The sequence below is a fragment of the Flavobacterium supellecticarium genome (assembly GCF_004801375.1).
In the GTDB taxonomy this organism is placed as follows: domain Bacteria; phylum Bacteroidota; class Bacteroidia; order Flavobacteriales; family Flavobacteriaceae; genus Flavobacterium; species Flavobacterium supellecticarium.
In genome coordinates, this window is sequence record NZ_SSNZ01000005.1 from 1 (window position 1) to 21,069 (window position 21,069).

General features: G+C 40.4%; 22 protein-coding genes. 16 read left to right on the forward strand and 6 right to left on the reverse strand.

Features of this window, described 5'->3' with window-relative positions:
* From E6C50_RS11610 to E6C50_RS11640, 7 genes are all read left to right on the forward strand, one after another.
* Nucleotides 1–1,969 (forward strand): RHS repeat-associated core domain-containing protein (locus E6C50_RS11610; RefSeq protein WP_317128628.1); only part of this gene is annotated, 1,969 nt, incomplete at its 5' end.
* Between the two features lie 5 nt (nt 1,970–1,974).
* On the forward strand, nt 1,975–2,397 hold the full coding sequence (locus E6C50_RS11615; RefSeq protein ID WP_136403401.1) for a hypothetical protein: 423 nt from the start codon (nt 1,975–1,977) through the stop codon (nt 2,395–2,397).
* 119 nt (nt 2,398–2,516) lie between these two features.
* Nucleotides 2,517–3,008, forward strand: a complete 492-nt coding sequence (locus E6C50_RS11620; RefSeq protein ID WP_136403402.1) for a hypothetical protein — start codon at nt 2,517–2,519, stop codon at nt 3,006–3,008.
* A gap of 82 nt (nt 3,009–3,090) precedes the next feature.
* Nucleotides 3,091–3,993, forward strand: coding sequence for a hypothetical protein (locus E6C50_RS11625; protein WP_136403403.1), 903 nt, complete (start codon nt 3,091–3,093; stop codon nt 3,991–3,993).
* Between the two features lie 11 nt (nt 3,994–4,004).
* A complete protein-coding gene (locus E6C50_RS11630) occupies nt 4,005–4,559 on the forward strand; it encodes a hypothetical protein (RefSeq protein WP_136403404.1) in 555 nt (184 codons plus the stop codon).
* Nucleotides 4,560–5,029: 470 nt separating this feature from the next.
* A complete protein-coding gene (locus E6C50_RS11635; protein WP_136403405.1) occupies nt 5,030–6,298 on the forward strand; it encodes a Y-family DNA polymerase in 1,269 nt (422 codons plus the stop codon).
* A complete protein-coding gene (locus E6C50_RS11640) occupies nt 6,289–6,726 on the forward strand; it encodes a LexA family protein (protein ID WP_136403406.1) in 438 nt (145 codons plus the stop codon). The genes E6C50_RS11635 and E6C50_RS11640 overlap by 10 nt, the downstream gene beginning before the upstream one ends.
* Here the strand turns inward: E6C50_RS11640 and E6C50_RS11645 are convergent.
* The 6 genes from E6C50_RS11645 to E6C50_RS11670 form a co-directional block, all read right to left on the reverse strand.
* Entirely contained in the window at nt 6,723–7,076 is a 354-nt protein-coding gene (locus E6C50_RS11645) for a hypothetical protein (protein WP_136403407.1), read from the reverse strand. The genes E6C50_RS11640 and E6C50_RS11645 overlap by 4 nt on opposite strands.
* Before the next feature lie 146 nt (nt 7,077–7,222).
* Nucleotides 7,223–8,236: an LLM class flavin-dependent oxidoreductase gene (locus E6C50_RS11650; protein ID WP_136403408.1), complete on the reverse strand. Its 1,014-nt coding sequence runs from the start codon at nt 8,234–8,236 to the stop codon at nt 7,223–7,225.
* 66 nt (nt 8,237–8,302) lie between these two features.
* Nucleotides 8,303–10,000 (reverse strand): single-stranded-DNA-specific exonuclease RecJ, encoded by a 1,698-nt coding sequence (recJ, locus tag E6C50_RS11655; protein ID WP_136403409.1) that lies wholly within the window; start codon nt 9,998–10,000, stop codon nt 8,303–8,305.
* A 78-nt stretch (nt 10,001–10,078) separates the two neighbouring features.
* Nucleotides 10,079–10,501: an OsmC family protein gene (locus tag E6C50_RS11660; RefSeq protein WP_136403410.1), complete on the reverse strand. Its 423-nt coding sequence runs from the start codon at nt 10,499–10,501 to the stop codon at nt 10,079–10,081.
* Entirely contained in the window at nt 10,498–11,208 is a 711-nt protein-coding gene (rsmI, locus tag E6C50_RS11665) for a 16S rRNA (cytidine(1402)-2'-O)-methyltransferase (RefSeq protein WP_136403411.1), read from the reverse strand. Before rsmI ends, E6C50_RS11660 begins: the two co-directional genes overlap by 4 nt.
* Nucleotides 11,209–11,280: 72 nt before the next feature.
* Nucleotides 11,281–12,291 (reverse strand): hypothetical protein, encoded by a 1,011-nt coding sequence (locus E6C50_RS11670; protein ID WP_136403412.1) that lies wholly within the window; start codon nt 12,289–12,291, stop codon nt 11,281–11,283.
* Between the two features lie 104 nt (nt 12,292–12,395).
* Here E6C50_RS11670 and E6C50_RS11675 point away from each other — a divergent pair, with 104 nt between their 5' ends.
* The 9 genes from E6C50_RS11675 to E6C50_RS11715 all read left to right on the forward strand — a co-directional run bounded on the left by E6C50_RS11675 (nt 12,396) and on the right by E6C50_RS11715 (nt 21,021).
* Nucleotides 12,396–13,019: a thymidine kinase gene (locus tag E6C50_RS11675; RefSeq protein WP_136403413.1), complete on the forward strand. Its 624-nt coding sequence runs from the start codon at nt 12,396–12,398 to the stop codon at nt 13,017–13,019.
* Nucleotides 13,020–13,106: 87 nt separating this feature from the next.
* Nucleotides 13,107–13,364, forward strand: a complete 258-nt coding sequence (locus E6C50_RS11680; RefSeq protein ID WP_136403414.1) for a DUF6364 family protein — start codon at nt 13,107–13,109, stop codon at nt 13,362–13,364.
* Nucleotides 13,364–13,783, forward strand: coding sequence for a type II toxin-antitoxin system VapC family toxin (locus E6C50_RS11685; RefSeq protein ID WP_136403415.1), 420 nt, complete (start codon nt 13,364–13,366; stop codon nt 13,781–13,783). The genes E6C50_RS11680 and E6C50_RS11685 overlap by 1 nt, the downstream gene beginning before the upstream one ends.
* Before the next feature lie 8 nt (nt 13,784–13,791).
* Nucleotides 13,792–16,224 (forward strand): bifunctional UDP-N-acetylmuramoyl-tripeptide:D-alanyl-D-alanine ligase/alanine racemase, encoded by a 2,433-nt coding sequence (locus tag E6C50_RS11690; RefSeq protein ID WP_136403416.1) that lies wholly within the window; start codon nt 13,792–13,794, stop codon nt 16,222–16,224.
* An 83-nt stretch (nt 16,225–16,307) separates the two neighbouring features.
* On the forward strand, nt 16,308–16,685 hold the full coding sequence (gene mscL, locus E6C50_RS11695; RefSeq protein ID WP_136403417.1) for a large conductance mechanosensitive channel protein MscL: 378 nt from the start codon (nt 16,308–16,310) through the stop codon (nt 16,683–16,685).
* 125 nt (nt 16,686–16,810) lie between these two features.
* A complete protein-coding gene (locus E6C50_RS11700; RefSeq protein ID WP_136403418.1) occupies nt 16,811–17,800 on the forward strand; it encodes an aspartate-semialdehyde dehydrogenase in 990 nt (329 codons plus the stop codon).
* Nucleotides 17,801–17,900: 100 nt separating this feature from the next.
* Entirely contained in the window at nt 17,901–18,248 is a 348-nt protein-coding gene (locus tag E6C50_RS11705; RefSeq protein WP_136403419.1) for a hypothetical protein, read from the forward strand.
* A 72-nt stretch (nt 18,249–18,320) separates the two neighbouring features.
* The gene (locus tag E6C50_RS11710; RefSeq protein WP_136403420.1) at nt 18,321–20,708 is read left to right on the forward strand and encodes a TonB-dependent receptor; all 2,388 of its coding nucleotides are present in this window, start codon (nt 18,321–18,323) and stop codon (nt 20,706–20,708) included.
* Nucleotides 20,701–21,021: a hypothetical protein gene (locus E6C50_RS11715; protein ID WP_136403421.1), complete on the forward strand. Its 321-nt coding sequence runs from the start codon at nt 20,701–20,703 to the stop codon at nt 21,019–21,021. Before E6C50_RS11710 ends, E6C50_RS11715 begins: the two co-directional genes overlap by 8 nt.
* The last annotated feature ends 48 nt before the right edge of the window (nt 21,022–21,069 follow it).

Sequence of the window (21,069 nt, forward strand, 5' to 3'; positions counted from 1 at the left end):
TGATGGCATGGAAGAACAAAAGGGATGGTCGGATTTGGGACTCGGATGGGACATTTTCGGCAAACCGACTTACGACGATTCCAAAGTCAAATCCGGAAAATATTCGCTAAAAATTCATAATCCAACCGACTCGGAGTTAACCTTACATTCCGATCACTGGATTCCGATTGATAACCCGCATGGCGCTTCCTATACGTTTTCCGGATGGGTATATAGTGACGGACCTTCTTCTCAGATTTTTCTGTTTATGAATTCCGAGACTGAAACCGGGTATTATACCCTCGTGGCCGACAAATATACCGAGGTGACCCACCAATGGGTGTATCTGGAACGAACCGTATATGTCCCGGCTCATATCAAAAAACTAAACATCCGGGTCGATAATAACGGTGGTGGAAATGTTTGGTTTGACGATATCCGAATCCGGAAAACCAGCAATCCCAAAACCGATTTGAGGCAGTTGGATGTGTCCTACGACCTTTTTAAAAAACCAATCTCCATTACCGAAACCGGAGTGGAAAAAGTAGCCTTTTCCTATACATCCGATCATTTTCGAAATGTCCTGTATTACGGTGGATTGGAAAATCCGGAACAACAACCTTTCCGTAAAGATTATGCCGCCGACGGGGCGGTGGAGATTACCACGAACCAGCAAACAGGCCAGTCCACCTTTGTGTTTTTTGTAGGTGGTGATGCCTATACTGCTCCGGTTGTTTTTAAAGACTATGGAACCACAAGCGAGTACCTTTACCTGCATCGGGATTATCAGGGAACGATAGTCGCGATTTCCGATCAAAGTGGAAATTTTGTCGAAAAACGCCTTTTCGATCCCTGGGGGAAACTGATAAAAGTTCAGGATGAGCAAAATCACAATCTGGCCGGGCTCACACTACTCGATCGCGGCTATACCGGACACGAACATATACAAGGTATCGGGATTATCAATATGAACGGACGGATATACGATCCGAAACTCCATCGCTTTCTCTCGCCCGATAATTACGTACAGGATCCCTATAACACTCAAAACTATAACCGTTATGGGTATTGTTGGAATAATCCGCTAAAATATACCGATCCCAGTGGTGAGTTTATATTTACAGCACTTGCTTGTATTATTCCCGGAGGTCAGGTATTCTTACCGTGGGCAATTGGTGCTGATATTGGTATGTGGAGCGGCGGAAGTATTGCCAACGGAACAACAAACCCATTTAAGTGGAATTACAGTTCCGGAAAAACCTGGAGTTATATGACAGCCGGAGCAGTTGTTGGCGGTTTGTCAGGGGGGACCGGCTCGGCAATAGCGGGTTCTGGCATACCTATGGCGAATACTGCCGCCATAGCAAGTGCTTCGCTTATTAATTCATTAGGAACGCATATTTATACCGGTGGACAGTCTCCTGTTTCTATAAGTTTTGGTGTTGCTTCTTATGATTTTACAAATGGTACTTTGGGGTATCTCGGTAAAAAAGGTAATTCTTTTATAGAAAATTTAGGCTATGGATTTGGGGCTTTGGCTAACCTAGCTGATATAAATCAAATTATTAATAGCACTCATTCAGAATTATATACAGATGATACAGATTTTATATCCCATAGTGCAATTAGAGATAAAAATACCAAAGACATTTTAATGTCTTATGGACCAAATGACACAAAGGTTCCAAGAACTAGACTAGGATTTGCATTGAAATTACGAAAAAGTACTTCCGATTATATTCTACATGACAACACTCCACTTACGGTTGACATTACAGTAAATAAATACTCGGTTAATTTAGTAAGATGGTTAGGAAAAATTTTACCCTATCAAGGTGCTACAATCAATTGTGTAAATATGTCATCATTATCACTATGGCTAAATGGAATACCAAACATTGGTATTCACCCATATCTATTACATGCTACAACTTGGGCATATTCTGTAGGAATAAGACCCGATTTATTCACATATTACTTTAATCAATAATTAAAATGAATAATTTATTAATAATATTTATGTTTTTTTTTTCGTGTGAAAAAGAATCCAATTTAAAACCTTTACAGGAAGATGTTTATGTATATGAAGCTTCACCAAAGATATATGGGCAGTCGATTATTGGCTTTGTTATTGTTCAAGATAATGTAGTTAAACAAATACTTAACTATAAAATATATTTTTCAGATAAAAAGGGAATAATAAAAATCAATAAAAAAGATTATCCCTCTAACCATACTTATACATACAAAAAAGATGGTAAAGGGAATATTATTATAGAGGGGCTAAATATTCAAGCTTATACAAGTGAATCGTATGTTAAACATAAATTTAATAAGGATAAACTATATAAAGCTATTCATCCTAATTTTTTAACTAGTTCTAATCAACAAAAAATGAAAATACTGAACGAGTATTAAGCTTAGCAGGAGCACCTGCCTTGGGACTCCATCCTTATATTCTTCACGGACAAATGTATTTACGAAGTCTTGGTGTTAGTCCATTTTATATTCTTATTACTATTCTTATCATTAAAGCTATGCTAAAAATACAACTATTTTTATTGCTTCTTTTAAACTTAAATACGCAAAAGCAACCTATTAAACATATATATATTGGAAAAAGTTTTTCATGGACTATTTATTACGATAATCAAAAGCTACCTAAAGTAGTCGAAATTGCTAATATTAAATTCGGTTATTTAGATTATTTTGATAATCACAATAATAGTAAAAGAGGAAAACTATACAATAAAAACGGAGAAATTTATTATAAAAATAAAGCTTTAAATATTGACATAAAGCTTAAACAAAAAAAGTATACTCTTAAAATCGACCGACAAAGGCAAAAATTATTTGAAATAAATGCTTTTAATGAAATCTCAAAATTGAAAGACTCCTTAAAAGTACAAGAATATAAATTTGACTGGAATGTTAAAAGTGATTATCTATATTATAGAGATAATCTTTTTATATCAAAAGATTATGAACCTGATTATATTAAAAAATTTTATAAAAGCTTAAATAATTAAAATATTTTCTCTTTCTTGATAATTATAGAATTCATATAACACCCAAAATTATAACCGCTATGGCTATTGCTTAAACAACCCTTTGAAGTATACGGATGAAAGTGGGGAGCTATTTGGTATCGATGATCTTATTGCCGGGACTATCGGTGGTATTATTAATCTGACCGTTAACATTGTTGAAGGGAATATTGACGGTAATTTCTGGGAAGTCGTAGGAAAAGGGAGTGCTGCTTTTGGATCCGGTTTTGCAGCAGGAGCCCTGGCAACATATGGCCCTGCAGGTTGGGCGGCCGGAGGTGCTATTATAGGAAGCACCAATGCCTGGTTATCCGGTTCGGATCCGGTTCAGGGCGCTATTATGGGAGGTGTTACAGGCCTTATCGGTGGTACTATTGGTCAATATATTGGAAAAGGTCTTACTGTTATGATCGGTTCCGCCAATATAAGCAGTCCGGTTTTAAATGGCTTTTTAGGCGGTGGTTTTGGCGGTGGAACGACAGGAGCTATTTTAAATTTTTCCATATCTTTAGCTTCCGGTTCCAGTTTTGATGATGCTCTTAAACAATCGGGAAATGGTTTTGTTTCGGGTTTTATTACCGGAAGTGTTGCCGGAGCTGGGGGTGCTTATGCCAATGCCAAAACTCAGGGGTTAAATCCTTGGACAGGGAAAGCGGTTGCCGCTAAGGGGGGAACTGGAGGAGTAAATCGTATTTATTCTGCACGTGAATTGCTAAGAAGGACAGCCGAACCCGGGCCTTTCCATAATTTCCCTGAATCATTCAACCAAACAATTTTTTCACAAGGCACTAAGACTATCACTCCAAATTTCTTTAGAGTAGGTAAGCCTGGTTTAAGCAATACTGGTATTATGTATGAACTCCCTGGTACAATTAATGGTACTAATGGAGTATTTCAAATTGGTGTTAGACCCTCTGTTTCGGGGAATACAGAATTGATAATGCACAGATTCTTTAAACCATATTAAAACTTATTATCATGAATATTGATAAAACTTTAGATCACAAATATGATATTCAAATTCTTGAAGAATTAAAACAAGAATGTGAAATTTATTATTATCCCGGTGCATCAACCCAAAGCGGTAAGGACGGAGTAATTGTTCAAGTTAACCCGGAACAAGGGAAAACATGGATTGGAATATTTGCTTTTGGAAATGTAAGTAAGGATGGGTTTTCAGGAGTTTACACAACCCCACATACTAATAAATTATGCGTTGTCTCAAATGGAGCAGGATATATAGTTTCTTCTGATAATCCTAAAGATTGGGAAGAAATAAAATCTATCCCAATAATTGATGCCCGAATAAGTAAAGCACAAGAGCTTATAATATTCGCTGACTACACAGAGTTGATTGCTTACAATGATCGTGGCGTTAAATGGAAGACAAAGCGACTTTCTTGGGATAACTTAAAAATCATTGAATTATCTAATAGTTATATTAAAGGAGAGTATTATGATATAAGAAGTGAAGCAAATGAGTTTTTTGAAGTGGATCTTGTTTCGGGAGCAAGTAAAGGAGGAGTAGAATAAAAATATGCTCGGAATAGATCAAATAAAAAATTGGCTGATAAGGACATTTATTGTTATTATCAGCTTTTTGTATTTTATAATATTTTCCATTTCTGTTTCAGCAAATTCGATCAATTACGACTATGAGTATCGTAGCTATTCTTCTGTCTCATCCTGAAAAAAGTTAATTAAATATATATCAACATCGGACAAATAGAAACAAAACGAGCACATCTAATCTTATAAAAGGCAATCGAAAAATATAAACCCTTAATTTTAAATAACCTTACAGGATGAATTAATTTCGGCTTAGTATACTGTAACAAACCGGAAATGGGTTTGTTTCGGGTTTTATTACCGGAAGTGTTGCTGGAGCTGGAGGTGCTTATGAAACCGAACTGATAGCAAGCAGACTGTCGCTCAAACCAAACGACAGTAACTTTTAACGTCCCTTTTTGTTTCCCTAACGACCAAAATCGTAATTTTACACCATGTATGCTTTGGTCGATTGTAACAACTTTTACGCCTCCTGCGAGCGCGTATTCCAACCGCAATACGTGGGTAAACCCGTCGTGATTTTATCCAATAACGACGGTTGTATTATCTCGCGCAGTGAAGAAGCCAAAGCTTTGGGTATTCCGATGGGCGCTCCGGAATTTCAGGTACGGGATCAACTCAAACAACTCGGCATTAAAGTGTTTTCGTCCAATTATGCGCTCTATGGCGACTTGAGCGGACGCGTGATGAATATCCTCCGACAATTTACACCGCATGTCGAAGAATACAGTATCGATGAGGCTTTTTTGAATTTCGACGGTATGGCAATAGCCGATTACCACGATTACGGAATACAGATCAAAAAACGAGTGCAAAAGTGGCTGAGTATCCCAATATGCGTCGGCATGGCGCCTACCAAAGCACTGTCCAAAGTAGCCAATAAAATTGCTAAAAAATTTCAGGAACGTACCGGTGGTGTCTATGTAATCGACAACGAGGAAAAACGCATTAAAGCCCTAAAGTGGACCAAAATTGAGGATGTTTGGGGTATCGGTTATCGTTTGATCAAAAAAGTAAAAGCACAACGGATCTTTACGGCCTATGATTTTACCTTGCCGGAACACGAAGCCTGGATCCGTAGGGAAATGGGGGTTGTTGGTCTGCGACTTCGAAGCGAGTTACTCGGAATTCCCGTGCTTGAACTCGAAACGCAACAGGATTCGAAAAAGAGTATCGCCATTACCCGTAGTTTCGAAAAAAAGCTATCCGATTATCGGGAAATACGGGAACGAATTGCCACTTTTGCGTCCGTTTGTGCCGAAAAACTGCGCAAACAAAAATCCTGCTGTTATAGCGTGGTGGTGCTTTTGGTAAAAGACAAACACCAAACACCCTCAAAACGACACTATTTTAGCCTGATGGAAAACCTGCCGTTTGCCAGCAATTCGAATATCACGATTAGCAATATGGCTATCGGCTTACTCGAAAAGTTATACGAACCCAATGCGGTGTATTTAAAAGCCGGTGTAATCGTAACCCAGTTGATGCCGCAGGATCAAAAACAATTGCATTTGTTTGACGAGGAAAATCCGAAACATCAGAAATTGATGGAGGTCATGGACAATTATCATCGAAAAACGGGCGATCGAAAAATCCGATTGGGAAATCAGGATTTACAACGTACCTGGAAAATGAAACAAAAACATCTGTCACCCAACTATACAACCAACATTAAAGACATACTGGAAATACAATGCCGCTAGACAAAACTCCCCTGAAATTTTTTATGCCCGAAGGCGATGCTTCGGTGGAACTGCCTTTTATTGCCGATGGTATCAAAGCGGGATTTCCCTCGCCTGCCGCCGATTTCGACGGTACTAAAATCAGTCTGGATAAAGTGGTTGTTAAAAATCAGGAGGCTACTTTTTATGCCCGGGCTAAAGGAAATTCAATGACCGGTGCCGGTATCGACGATGGCGATATTCTGGTGATCGACCGTAGTCTGGAACCCAAAAATAATAAAATTGCCGTTTGTTATATTGATGGGGAATTTACCGTAAAACGGATTAAAATCGAAAAGGATTGTATCTACCTCATCCCGGAAAATACCGATTATAATCCGATAAAAGTAACCGAAGAAAATGATTTGATCATCTGGGGAATCGTTACCTATGTATTGAAGAGTGTTTAGTTTTTACACAACTCATCCAAATAGGTATTGAGGTCCAACTGGAAAAGCGTTCCTTCTACCAGATCTTTAATTTGATAGACTTCTTTTCGCGTTACCGCAAGATCCAGGGCTTCAAATGGCGTTTTTAATAAAAATTTATGGCAACGACTACGCATTTCACAGTCCGAACAACAAGTACTTTGACACGATAAATCGATCAGTTCCGAAAATTCCTGTATCTGCTCGCGAGTCAGGTAAAATCCGGTTTCTTTAAATACCAACTGTACCTTATGACGTAAGGTTTGCTGGTCTTTAATCCAGAAAAATGCTACTCCGAAATCATTATGATAAAGTTGTTCTATCTGTTGCATCACCTTTAATTTTAAACAAATATAGCAAATTATTTATATTCATTCTAAATAAAGTAATTTTATTTTCAGGATAGCCTACCCTTATACCGGGGACCTACCAATATAAGGGCATTCCAAAAAACCATTTTTATTAAGGCTATCCGTAATTATTTTTGAAACACTTCAGCCAGTATTTCGAAAGATCGTAATTTGGCCTTATGATCAAAAATCTGTGAAATGGCCATGATCTCGTCGACTTTTGTAGCCTCTATAAATGCTGCAAAATGTTGTTGTAAAGTGGTCTTGTTCCCCACAAATGTAAAGGCCGTCATTTGCATCACCGCTTCCATAACATCGGCCGTCCAGACATCATCCATATCGTCCACCGGCGGCATTAACGGTCGGCGTGTGTTGGTGATGATTCCGGTAAAAGCCTGATAAAGCGAAGTAGCTAAATAATTGGCTTCATCATCATTATCCGCGGCAACCACATTCACACAAGCCAGAATATAGGGTTCCGCCAAATACTCCGATGGAATAAAATAGTGTCGGTACAATTCGATCGCACGGTAAAATTGCGCCGGTGCAAAATGAGCCGCAAAAGCATAGGGTAATCCTAATTTTCCAGCCAGGATAGCGCTTTCCATACTGGAGCCTAAAATCCATAACGGGATATCAATCCCTTCGCCCGGAAAAGCTCTGACTTTTGCCGTACTGTTTTCGGCACTTAAATAGCGTTGTAATTCCTGTATATGTGCTTCAAAATCGTAATTCAGGTCGTAGTTGTTTTTGCGTAAGGCCATCGCAGTCGCACCATCGGTTCCGGGTGCGCGTCCCAATCCGAGGTCGATCCGTCCGGGATATAAAGTGCTTAGTGTTCCGAATTGCTCTGCTACGGCAAGTGGCGAATGGTTGGGTAACATAATACCTCCGGAGCCAATGCGTAGGGTTTGGGTATGTTCGGCGATATTGCCAATCAGAACAGAAGTCGCCGAACTCGCGACATGTTGCATATTGTGATGTTCGGATAACCAAAAACGCGAATAGCCTAAAGCTTCCACTTTTTGAGCCAGTTCCCGGCATTTTCGGAAGGTGTCAGAATAGGTGTCACCCTGAGAAACTACCGCTAAATCCAGTATAGAATAGTGAACTCCGTGTAACGGATTTTCAGTTGAAATCATTTCTTGTTTTTTATAAAAACTAAAAGTAGAGAAATACTTTCTTCAGAAAACCCAACAAACTGTTAATTAAGATACTTTAATATCCCGTAAGCGAAGTTGTACACTTACAGTGCCATTCCATTCGTTTTCATCGATTGAAAAAACCGCATCGAAGTGTTTTTGATTTTGAGTAAGTCCGATTTTTTTAGCCAGACCAAAACCAATCGCTGCATATCCTTTCCCCTCAGGTTGTTGTTTAACAAATAATCGCAAATGTTCTTCATCCTGACCAATTGCTTTACCATAACCGCTATCCGTTAAATGGCGCGCGATAAAAACCGGTGTCATGTTTTCCGGACCAAACGGCTCAAATTGTTTTAGGATACGGATAAGTTTATCGTCGATATCCGAAAAATCGATTTCGGCATCGATACTGATTTCCGGTACTCGTAAATCAGGCGTAATCGTATTGGCTACAACTTCTTCAAATTGCTGTTTAAACGATTCAAAATCGCTTTCTTTTAGCGTTAATCCGGCCGCATACATATGCCCGCCGAATTGTTCCAGATAATCAGAACAGGCTTCTAAGGCATTATAAACATCGAAATCTTTAACCGATCGCGCCGAAGCCGCCAGTTTATCGCCGCTTTTGGTAAAAACCAGCGTCGGACGATAATACACTTCCGTCAATCGGGAAGCTACAATTCCGATAACACCTTTATGCCAGTCTTCCTGATAGACAACCGTTGTATATCGTTCCTGTTCGCCATTCGTTTCAATCTGTTTTAAGGCTTCTTTGGTGATCTGTTTGTCCAGATCTTTTCGGTCGGCATTAAAAGTTTCAATCTGACTGGCAAATTCCTCCGCCTGTTTCTGATTAAATTCGGTCAATAAAGCTACCGCATGGTTACCGTGTTTAATCCTTCCGGCCGCATTGATTCGTGGTGCGATGATAAAAACTACATCGGTGATCGTTAATTCCTGTTTTTTGACATTTTTAATCAGTGCTTTAATCCCCGGACGTGGATTCTTATTGATCACTTCCAATCCGAATTTCGCCAAAACCCGGTTTTCTCCGGTAATCGGAACAATATCCGCTGCTATAGCCGTCGCTACCAAATCTAAATATGGGATTAGATCCAGTAAACTTTGTCCGCGATTGGCCGACAAGGCTTGTATGAGTTTAAAACCGACACCGCATCCGCATAATTCCTTATACGGATAGGCGCAATCCTGTCGTTTCGGATCCAATACGGCAATGGCTTCCGGCAATTCGTCTCCCGGACGATGGTGATCACAGATAATAAAATCAATGCCCTTTTGTGTGGCATATTCGACCTTATCAATCGATTTGATACCACAATCCAGTGCGATGATCAATGTGAATCCGTTGTCTTCTGCAAAATCAATTCCCTGAAACGAAACACCATACCCTTCCGCATACCGGTCGGGAATATAGGTGGCTACATTCGGATAATAGCTTCTAAGGTAGGAACTCATCAGTGCCACTGCCGTAGTACCGTCGACATCATAATCGCCAAATACCAAAATGTTTTCTCCGGCTGTTATGGCGGTTTCGATACGCGCCACGGCTTTATCCATATCCTGCATCAGGTACGGATCGTGTAAATGTTCGAACGCCGGTCGGAAAAAAGCGCGCGCTTCCTCAAAGGTTTCCACACCGCGTTGCACCAATAAAGTAGCAATTAATGGCGTCACGCCCAGTTCGGCAGCCAGTTGCCTGGTTTTATGGGGATTCGGATTGGGTTTGAGTGTCCAGCGCATAGTGGTATTTTGTATGGTTTATAAATCTATCTGTGCGTTACACCTGACAGGTTTTCAAAACCTGTCAGGTGTTTGATTTTATAGGGTGTGGTAGTGTATTTTGATTTCAACTTTGGCAAACTGACGGAACATTTCCATCACACCACAGTATTTTTCCACAGAAAGGTTGACCGCTTTTTCCAGTTTTTTCGGTTCGAGGTTATTCCCGTAAAAATGGTAGTCCACCCGAACCGTATGGTAGGTTTTCGGATGTTCTTCGGTTAATTCGCCTTCCGTTTCGATGGTAAAATCAGCAACATCCAGTTTCATTTTTTCGATAAGCGAAGCCACATCCAATCCGGTACAACCGGCCAATGCCGACAACATCAATGCTTTCGGACGCAGTCCTTTTCCCTCGCCTCCGTTTTCCGGTCCGGCATCAATCGTCATTAAATCACCACTGGGATTTGTCGATTCAAATTGCATTTTTCCTAACCATTTGGTACGTACCTGATGTGTCATATCGCTTCGTTTTTATCTTTTTTCGTTTCTTTTTCCGTGATTTTTCCGCCTACAATCACTACAATTTCTCCTTTTGGCGGTTTGGCTTCAAAGTGTTGTAATACTTCTTCGGCGGTTCCGCGTACGGTTTCTTCGTGTAATTTGGACAATTCCCGCGATACCGAAACCGGTCGGTCGGCACCAAAATACTGTACAAATTCGGCTAATGTTTTGACCAGTTTATGCGGCGAAACATATAAAATCATCGTACGGGTTTCTTCCGCTAATGCAAGATAACGCGTCTGACGGCCTTTTTTATCCGGCAAAAAGCCTTCGAATATAAATTTGTCATTGGGCAATCCGCTATTGACCAAAGCCGGAACAAAAGCCGTAGCTCCGGGTAAACATTCCACTTCGATTTTGTTTTCCACACAAGCACGGGTCAGTAAAAAGCCCGGATCGGAAATGGCCGGTGTTCCTGCATCCGAAATCAACGCAATCGTTTCCCCGGATTGTAATCTTCGGATAATATACTCAACCGTTTTGTGTTCGTTATGCATATGATGACTTTGCATCGGTGTGGCGATCTCGAAATGTTTGAGCAGTTTTCCGCTGTTACGGGTATCTTCCGCCAAAATCAAGTCGACTTCCTTTAAGATACGGATCGCCCGGAAAGTCATGTCTTCCAGATTTCCGATTGGCGTTGGGACCAAATATAATTTAGACATAGCGTAAAATTTAAACACCAATCGGCACAAACCGCAGTTTATACCGATTGGTGTAATGAATGGGTTTCGTGATTATGAAAATCGCTTCTCAACGATCTCCATAAAGCGTGTTTCGTATTCTTCTTTTCCTTCCCAGTTGTTGTAATCCGGTTTTACCAGGTCTTCGATAAAATTCTGGGCATCCTGATAATTGTCAAAACTGTTTAATTGCGACAATACGCGATTCAAATCTTCTCCGCTTCCGCCAAAAAGATTTTTTTCAAAAGCGATACGGTCATTTAATCCCAACGAGATCGATTTCCCCATAGCATCGGTTTTACGACTATAGGCATCTTTTTCCGCATCAATCGACATTGATTGTGTCTCCACTTTGGTTTCGAATACCGGTTCGAAAGTGATATCGGCTACTTTTTCTACCTCAGCCGGTACATCTTCTACTTTTACAAACTCCGGTTCTTTATAGGTGTGCTGACCCAACAAATCTTCCAGTGTGATTTGTTGCGCTTCTTTTTTCGGTTCTTCTTTTACCGGTTCAAAAACAGGTTCCTCCGCTACTTCCGGGAAAGCAGCTTTTTCTTCTTCAATCAGCGGTTCTTCTTCATCCAGATCACTTTCGTCAATATCGATCTGGCCTACGACTACTTTTTCCGCTTCCGCTACAACCGGCTCTTCCGGTTCCTCCTTTTGTTCCGGTTCTGACACCACTTCTTCAATAGCAGTATTTTCTTCTTCCGAAACAGACGCTTCTGTAATTACGGCTTCCAACGTTTCTTCCGGCGTAGCAATCGTTTCCGCCTCCGGTTCTTTTTCGGGCACAACCGGTTCTTCTTTTTTCGGTTCTTCGATAACGGCTACGGTTTCCGGTTCCTTATTTTCAAAAGTTTCCTCCAGTTTTTCTTCCAGTTCCGGCAGACCGATCGTTGGCTTCGCTTCTTCAAAATTTTCTTCATAAAAACGCAATACGGATAAGATTTCATACAACTTTTGCGTTTCCTGGTGTAACTGAATTACTTCCGATTTGTTTTTTAATTTTAAAATGCGATGCGCAATACTAATCAACTCGGCCTCTAACTTTTTCTTCATAACTTTTGCTTTTATATGGAGTAAAACGATGGTTATTTTAATAAATTTGTTTCCATTACAAAAGTAACAGAAAAAAACGCTGTTTACAGCTTGAAAAGTACAAAATGTTTCTCGAAAATACGGTAAATCATAAAGAACAATTTGGGTGGATTGAAGTCATATGTGGCTCTATGTTTTCCGGTAAGACGGAAGAATTGATACGCCGTTTAAAAAGGGCTCAGTTCGCCAAACAACGCGTCGAAATCTTTAAACCGGCCATCGATACCCGTTACCACGATGAGATGGTGGTTTCGCACGATTCGAATGAAATTCGTTCCACGCCCGTTCCCGCCGCGGCGAATATCCGTATTCTGGCCGATGGCTGTGATGTGGTTGGTATTGATGAAGCCCAGTTTTTTGACGATGAGATTGTAGCGGTTTGCAACGACCTGGCCAATGCCGGTGTTCGCGTAATCGTAGCCGGTCTGGATATGGATTTTAAAGGCAATCCTTTTGGTCCGATGCCTGCATTAATGGCGACTGCCGAATATGTGACCAAAGTACACGCCGTATGTACCCGAACTGGAAATCTGGCCAATTACAGTTTCCGAAAAGCACAAAACGACAACCTTGTATTGCTTGGCGAAACCGAAGAATACGAACCACTGAGTCGCGCTGCCTATTTTACGGCTATGAAAGAAATGCAGGAAAAGGAACGAAATTCCAAAAACAAAAAAAACGACGAATAACTCCATTTCGCTTCGTGTTATAAAAACGCTAATATTAACGATTGTACGGATAATTTCCCTAATTTTATACGTAGTAAACCCGAAGCCATGGATCGTAAACTGACGCTTAAACTTGATAAAGAGGTTATCGAAAAAGCCAAAGAGTATGCTTCCCGGAACAAAAAAAGCTTGTCCCGGATCATAGAGTCCTATCTACAATCGTTAACTTCTGATGATCCCCGGGATAATTCCGAAGAAATCAAAATATCGCCCTTTGTAAAAGAGCTTTCACAGCCAACTGCTATACCGGAAGATTTTGATTATAAAAAAGAACTAGGCAATCACTATTCTAAAAAGCATCAATAATGAAGACGCTTTTTATCGATACCAATATCATTATCGACCTTATCGCACAACGGGAACCGCACTACCAGAGTATCGCAAAAATTGCCACACTGGCCAAAAGCAAAAAACTTAGAATGATTGCCACTCCGCTTTCTTTTGTCAATACTTTTTATGTCCTTTCAAAACATATGGATAAAAAAAAGTTATCCGGAATTTTAACAAGGCTTCGGATCATCTGTGATGTCGCCCCGACAAATGCAAATACCGTCGACAAGGCTTTGGCTTCCGGTTTTAACGATTTTGAAGATGCTGTACAATACCATAGTGCCCTAGCTGTAAAAAGCGATATTTTTATCACCCGCAACAAAAAAGATTTCAAAAAAACCGAAATTCCTGTGATGACTGCAGCCGAATTTCTGATTTCAATTAATAAAAAATAAAGTACACCTTGAGTTTTACTATCAAAAATATAATCCCTGTCATTGCTGCCAAATGGTATGGGAATGACGACACCTGCCCTATTGACAACGTTTCTATTGACAGCCGTTCGTTACAAAACGGTTCCGGAACCTTGTTTTTTGCTTTGGTGGGGCATAATCACGACGGACATTATTATATCGAAAGCCTGATTGCCAAAGGTGTTTCCAATTTTGTCGTCCATCATATTCCGGAAAATCTTAACGGAAAGGCGAATTTTCTGGTTGTAAAAGACACGCTTGAAAGTTTACAACAATTTGCAGCGTATTACCGGAAGTTATTCAATATTCCGGTGATTGGTATTACCGGCAGTAATGGAAAAACAATCGTAAAAGAATGGCTCAACTTTTTACTAAGTCCGGAATACAACATTATCCGTAGTCCGAAAAGTTATAACTCGCAGGTAGGCGTACCGCTATCGGTTATCGGAATTAACGAAAAACACAATCTGGGTATTTTCGAAGCCGGGATTTCCACCACTAACGAAATGGAAAAACTGGAACCGATTATCAAACCGACTATCGGAATTCTGACCAATATCGGAACCGCACACGACGAAGGTTTCTCCGACCGCCGTCAGAAAATATCAGAAAAACTAAGGCTTTTCCAACATACAGAAGTCCTGATTTATCAAAAAAATGATACCATCGACTCCCTACTGGATGCAAAACTTAAAACCTTTTCCTGGAGTTTTGACGATCCAAAAGCGGATGTTGTCATTCAAAAACAAGGAAATTCACTTAATATCACATATCAAGAACATCACTTTTCGGTGACGGTACCATTTCAGGATGCTGCCTCGGTGGAAAATACCATTCATTGCTTGATGACGCTTTTGTATTTGGGCTATGCCGAATCGGTTATACAGGAACGCATTCCAAATCTGTATCCGATGGAGATGCGTTTGCAGGTTAAAAACGGAATTCATAATTGTACCATTATCGACGACAGTTACAGCTCTGATTATCAATCGTTAAAAATCGCACTGGACTTTCTCGAACAACATAAAACACATCAAAAGAAAACGGTAATTCTTTCGGATATTTTCCAAAGTGGTTTTCCAGTGGACGAACTGTATTCGAAAGTAGCCCATTTACTAACCCGCAATAAAATTGAACGGGTAATCGGTATCGGCGAAACCATTAGCCGTTATTTATCCGATTTCAAAGGTTTTATTCCATTTAAAAATACTTCCGATTTTCTGAATCAGTATAATCCGGCAGCTTTCGAAAACGAAACAATTTTAGTGAAAGGCGCACGCAATTTTCACTTTGAAGAAATCGTAACCCTTCTAGAGGAAAAAACGCACGAAACCGTATTGGAAATCAACCTGAATGCGATTAGTCATAACCTCAATTTTTATAAATCGAAATTAAAACCAGGCACTAAAGTAATGGTCATGGTAAAGGCTTTCGGATATGGAAGCGGTAGTTTTGAAATTGCCAAATTACTCGCCCATCACAAAGTGGATTATCTGGGCGTGGCTTTTGCCGACGAAGGAATCGCTTTACGCAATGCCGGTATTGACATGCCGATTATCGTAATGAATCCGGAAAACAGTGCTTTTTCGGCTATGGTGGCTTATAATCTCGAACCGGAAATTTATTCCCCGGAAGTATTAAAACGTTTTATCACCCTGGCACAACAAAAAAACCTGTCGAATTACCCGATCCATATCAAACTGGATACCGGTATGCACCGACTGGGATTTGAAGCCGGAAACCTAAACGAACTGATTGAACTGTTACAACACAATAATTTTGTTTCGGTAAAAAGTATTTTCTCCCACCTTTCGGCCAGCGACGGACCGGAGTTTAACGATTTCACCTTACATCAGATTCACACTTTTGATCAGTGGTCACAACAAATTATAACCGCGTTGCAAATCCAACCGATACGTCATATCCTAAACACCTCAGGGATCTACAATTTCCCGGAATATCAATTTGATATGGTACGCCTTGGTATTGGTTTATACGGTGTAGGGAACGACGAAAACGAGATGAAACAACTGGAAAACGTTGGCACGCTAAAAACTGTTATCCTACAAATCAAAGAGGTACCAACCGGCGACAGTGTGGGCTATAGTCGGAAATTTAGGGCCACACATCAAACCCGAACGGCAACCATTCCGATCGGATATGCCGACGGTATTCCGAGAAGTTGGGGTAATCAGAAAGGTTATGTGATGATCAAAAATCAAAAAGCACCGATTATCGGCAATATCTGTATGGACATGTTAATGGTGGACATTACCGATATTAACTGTAAAGAAGGTGATAGTGTGATCCTCTTTGGCGAGCAACCACGAGTAACCGAAATCGCTAAAACGATTGGCACCATACCATACGAAATCCTGACCAGCATTTCCCAACGGGTAAAACGCATTTTCTATAAAGAATAAAAAATACTACTAAAATTGTTAAAATTTTAATCGGTTTTAGTACTTTAGTAGTACGTAAATTTTTAATTAAAATAGTATAAGGTATGGGAATGTTATCAGAATTTAAGGAATTTGCCATGAAAGGCAACGTTGTAGATCTTGCAATCGGGGTTATCATTGGCGGTGCTTTCGGTAAAATTGTCAGTTCGTTTATCGATGATGTGATTACACCTTTATTGTTAAAACCAGCACTGGAAGCGGCTAATCTGTCCAAAATTGAAGACCTTACCATTTTGGGCGGTGTCAAGTACGGTATGTTTTTATCGGCTATTATCAATTTTGTGATCGTGGCCTTCGTGTTATTTTTATTAATCAAAGGAATTAATGCCGCGAAGAAAAAAGAAGCACCGGCTCCTGCTGCTCCAGCCGGACCAACTCAGGAAGAATTATTGGCTGAAATCCGCGATTTATTGAAAAAATAATCGTCCTACTATAGTCTAAATGAAACCGTTCCTAATCCGAACGGTTTTTTTATTTATTGTTTTTTTAACAGCTTTATTATTTACATTTGTCCTACTAAAAATTAACTATTAACACCTCTATTAAAATGAAAGTAGCCGTTGTAGGAGCCACCGGAATGGTAGGCGAAGTAATGTTACAATTACTGGCAGAAAGAAACTTCCCCGTAACCGAATTAATTCCTGTCGCTTCCGAAAAATCGGTCGGAAAACAAATTGAATTTATGGGAAAATCGTATGCCGTAGTAGGATTACAAACAGCGGTTGATCTGAAACCTGAAATTGCCATTTTTTCTGCCGGTGGACAAACATCCTTAGACTGGGCTCCAAAATTTGCAGAAGTGGGTACAACCGTTATCGACAATTCATCCGCATGGCGCATGGATCCAACCAAAAAACTGGTGGTTCCGGAGATTAACGCTTCCACATTAACCAAAGAAGACAAAATTATTGCCAATCCGAACTGTTCGACCATTCAAATGGTAATGGTATTGGCACCGTTACACCAGAAATACGGTATCAAACGCGTGGTGGTTTCGACCTATCAATCGATTACCGGAACAGGTGTTAAAGCGGTAAAACAACTGGAAAACGAATATGCCGGAATTCAGGGCGAAATGGCTTATCCGTATCCGATTCACCGTAATGCTATTCCGCAATGTGATGTTTTTGAGGAAAACGGTTATACCAAAGAAGAAATGAAACTGGTTCGCGAAACACAGAAAATCATGAACGATAAAACGATTGCCGTTACGGCTACCGCTATCCGTATTCCGGTAGTGGGCGGTCATAGCGAATCGGTAAACATTCAATTTGCGAATGATTTCGACGTGACCGAGGTTCGCACTATTTTACACCACACACCGGGTGTTGTGGTTCAGGATAATATTGACACCAAAACCTATCCGATGCCCATTTATGCGCATGGCAAAGACGATGTATTTGTAGGGCGTATCCGTCGTGACGAAAGTCAGCCAAACACCTTAAATATGTGGATTGTGGCGGATAACCTTCGAAAAGGAGCCGCAACCAACACGATTCAAATCGCTGAATATCTGGTAGCGAACAACTTAGTATAAACCCGGTTTTATCACAATATTGACCGTTTTATTTTGACAAAGCTTAAATTTTGTTAAAATAAAACGGTTTTCTTTTTTTCGTTTTCTATATTTGCAGGGAATGAAAAAGAAACTGGCGCTATTTAACCTTTCTCTAATGCTGGCGGTATTGTTTGCAATACTGTTCCAGTCGGCGCATTCATTCGAACATCTGGCAGCGGAATTTACACACGAACACTGCCATCACAAATACGATATATCCAAAACAGAATTCACGCACGCCCATCATGATTTCGATCATTGTTTTGCCTGCGAATTTACATTTAGCAGTTATCTGCCAACCGAATTCTTTTCGTTTACCTTTACCAATACCTCCAAAACCTTAACGAAACACATAACGAAAACAGAAAAACCGATCGTTTTTTCCGGTTCGTTTTTTTCGTTACGGGCTCCACCTGTATTCGCATAATTATACCAGTAGTTCCGCTTCATAATCCCTTTGGTTTTATGAACTATCGTATATTATCTGAATCAGGAAAAAATGCAACAAAAATCTTTTCTTGTTCTCTGCTTGCTATGGACTGCAATTTCCGGTTTTTCCCAGAATAAAATTTCAGGGACCATTACCAATGCCAAAAAACAGCCTTTAAACGGAGCACATATTCATATCGCAGACAAAAGTACTGCAACCAATCCCGTTGGTGTATTTGAAATTAAAAATATTCCGGCCGGTAAAAAACGTCTTATTGTATCGTATATCGGATACACCACTATCGATACCCTGCTTACAGTTGAGGACGACATGTCTATTTCATTTCGAATGCAACCGGATCTTAACGCCTTAAAAGAAGTCGTTATCAACAAAGCCGGGCAACCGCAAAGTGTCAAGAATTCCGAAAAGGTTAACCAGAACTACATTCAGGAATCCTATGCCGGATCGCTGGCCAAATCGTTGGAAAAACTTCCCGGTGTTAATGCGATGGAAATCGGAGCCGGAACCTCCAAACCGATTATCCGCGGTTTGGGTTTTAACCGGATTGCCGTAACCGAAAATGGTGTCAAACAGGAAGGCCAACAATGGGGTGCCGATCACGGCTTGGAGATCGACGCTTTTAATGCCGAAAACGTAGAAGTCGTAAAAGGCGTAGGCGCGATCGAATACGGAAGTGATGCCATGGGTGGCGTGATCAGTATTAACAACGATGCCGTTCCGGCCAAAAACAGCTTTTCCGGTCAGGCCTTAGCCATCGTCAAATCGGTTAACAATACAATTGGAACTTCCGTAGGAATCAAATATCGGAAGGATCATTTCTTTTACAAATTCAAAGGAACGGTATTGGATTTTGGCGATTATAAAGTTCCGACGGATGAAATCCTCTACCTCAACACCCGCATTCCGGTATACAATCAGCGGTTAAAAAACACAGCCGGACGGGAAACGGATTTCTTTGGACAAATTGGTTATGTGAGCGAAAAATTCAGATCCACGATAAGCATCAGTAATGTCTATTTTAAATCGGGATTCTTTCCGGGCGCACATGGCATTCCGTCGATTGCCGCCGTTCAGGACGATGGCGACGATCGCAATATCGGATTACCTTATCAACGGGTGAATCATTTTAAGATTATCAACAACAACCAGTGGAATTTCGAAAATGCACAGTTAAATGCTTCGGTTAGTTTTCAAAACAACCACCGCCAGGAATGGAGTAAATTCCATACGCATTACAGCAATCAGCAACCACCGGAAGTAAATCCGGATCTGGAATTGGATTTTAATCTGAGTACGCTGGATGCGCAGTTAAAATACAAATACATCTGGTCGACCGCGCATCAAACTACGGTAGGCGTACAGAATCAATACCAAAGCAATACGATTGACGGTTATAGTTTTCTGCTTCCAAAGTTTACGAGAAACGCTATCGGGGCTTATATGATCCATGATTATACCGCTTCGGACAAACTAAAACTCAATGCCGGTATCCGATTTGACTGGGCGAGAGTCGCTATTGACAGCTTTTTTGATCAGACACTATTCGACTACCTGACCGGAAATGGACAAAGTCAGACCATTGCGAATTTCTATGCGCAAAGAAGTCAGAATATCGACAAAAATTTCTCGAGTTTTAATGCGTCCGTAGGAATGGGCTATATGATAACTAACCATTGGAACCTGACGGCTACTCTTGGTAGTAATTTCCGTTTTCCAACCGCTATCGAGCTAAGTGCCAACGGAATTCATCACGGTGCTTTCCGACATGAAATGGGCGATGCTACGCTAAAACCCGAGCAAGGAATTTCATTCGACACCAAACTGAGTTACGCCCAAAATAGTTTTAAAATGGCTTTTAGTCCGTATGTGTACTATTTCAGTAATTATATTTTCCTAAAACCGTCCGGGCAATTTTCGATTTTACCGCACGGTGGCCAGATTTATCAGTATTCGCAATCGGAAGCCCTTTTATCCGGATTTGAAGTCAGTATCGAAAAGCGTTTCTTCGATCGGATCACAGCCGAAGTTGTACTGGAATACCTTTACAACCGCCAGATCACTTCCGATGCTTCCAAAGATTATCCGTTACCGTTTACACCGCCGGCGAATGGTTATTGGGAAATCGGTTACCAGTTTAAACCGTTAAAAGCCTTTACCAATACCGTTTTATCCGTAAACGGGCGAACCGCTTTGGAACAAAACCGAATTGCACAAAACGAGCTAATCACACCGGGTTATTCCATTTTTGGCGGCGCACTGAAAAGTGACATCAAACTAGGCAATTTCCTGGCCAATGTTCAGCTATCGGTAAACAATGCCTTTAACACCAAATATTTTAATCACAACAGTTATTACAGGGCGTTGGAAATCCCGGAAATGGGACGTAACATTCAGTTATTAATCCGTATCCCTTTTGGAAAAGCATCGCATGAATAAATACAAACAACATATTGTTATACTACTGTGCCTGATTTTTGCTTTTCCGCAAATCAATAATGCGGTCCACTATTTCTGGACGGAACATACGTTTCATTATACCGCTGAAAAAAGGGTTGTTTTTGGCGAAAAGCACCATGCCCATAATTGTGAACTGCATATTTTTAAAATACCGGCGATTACAGCGATTAGCTTTTTTAGTTTTACGCCATTTATTCCGGTATACCCCGTTGAAAAGCCATTTAGACTTATTAAAAAATACGGATCACAAACCTTATTTTCCTGTTTTTTAAGAGGTCCGCCAGCCGTTTGATTTTATCCGTTTTACAACACAACAGCGAAATCAAATAAAATCAAATAC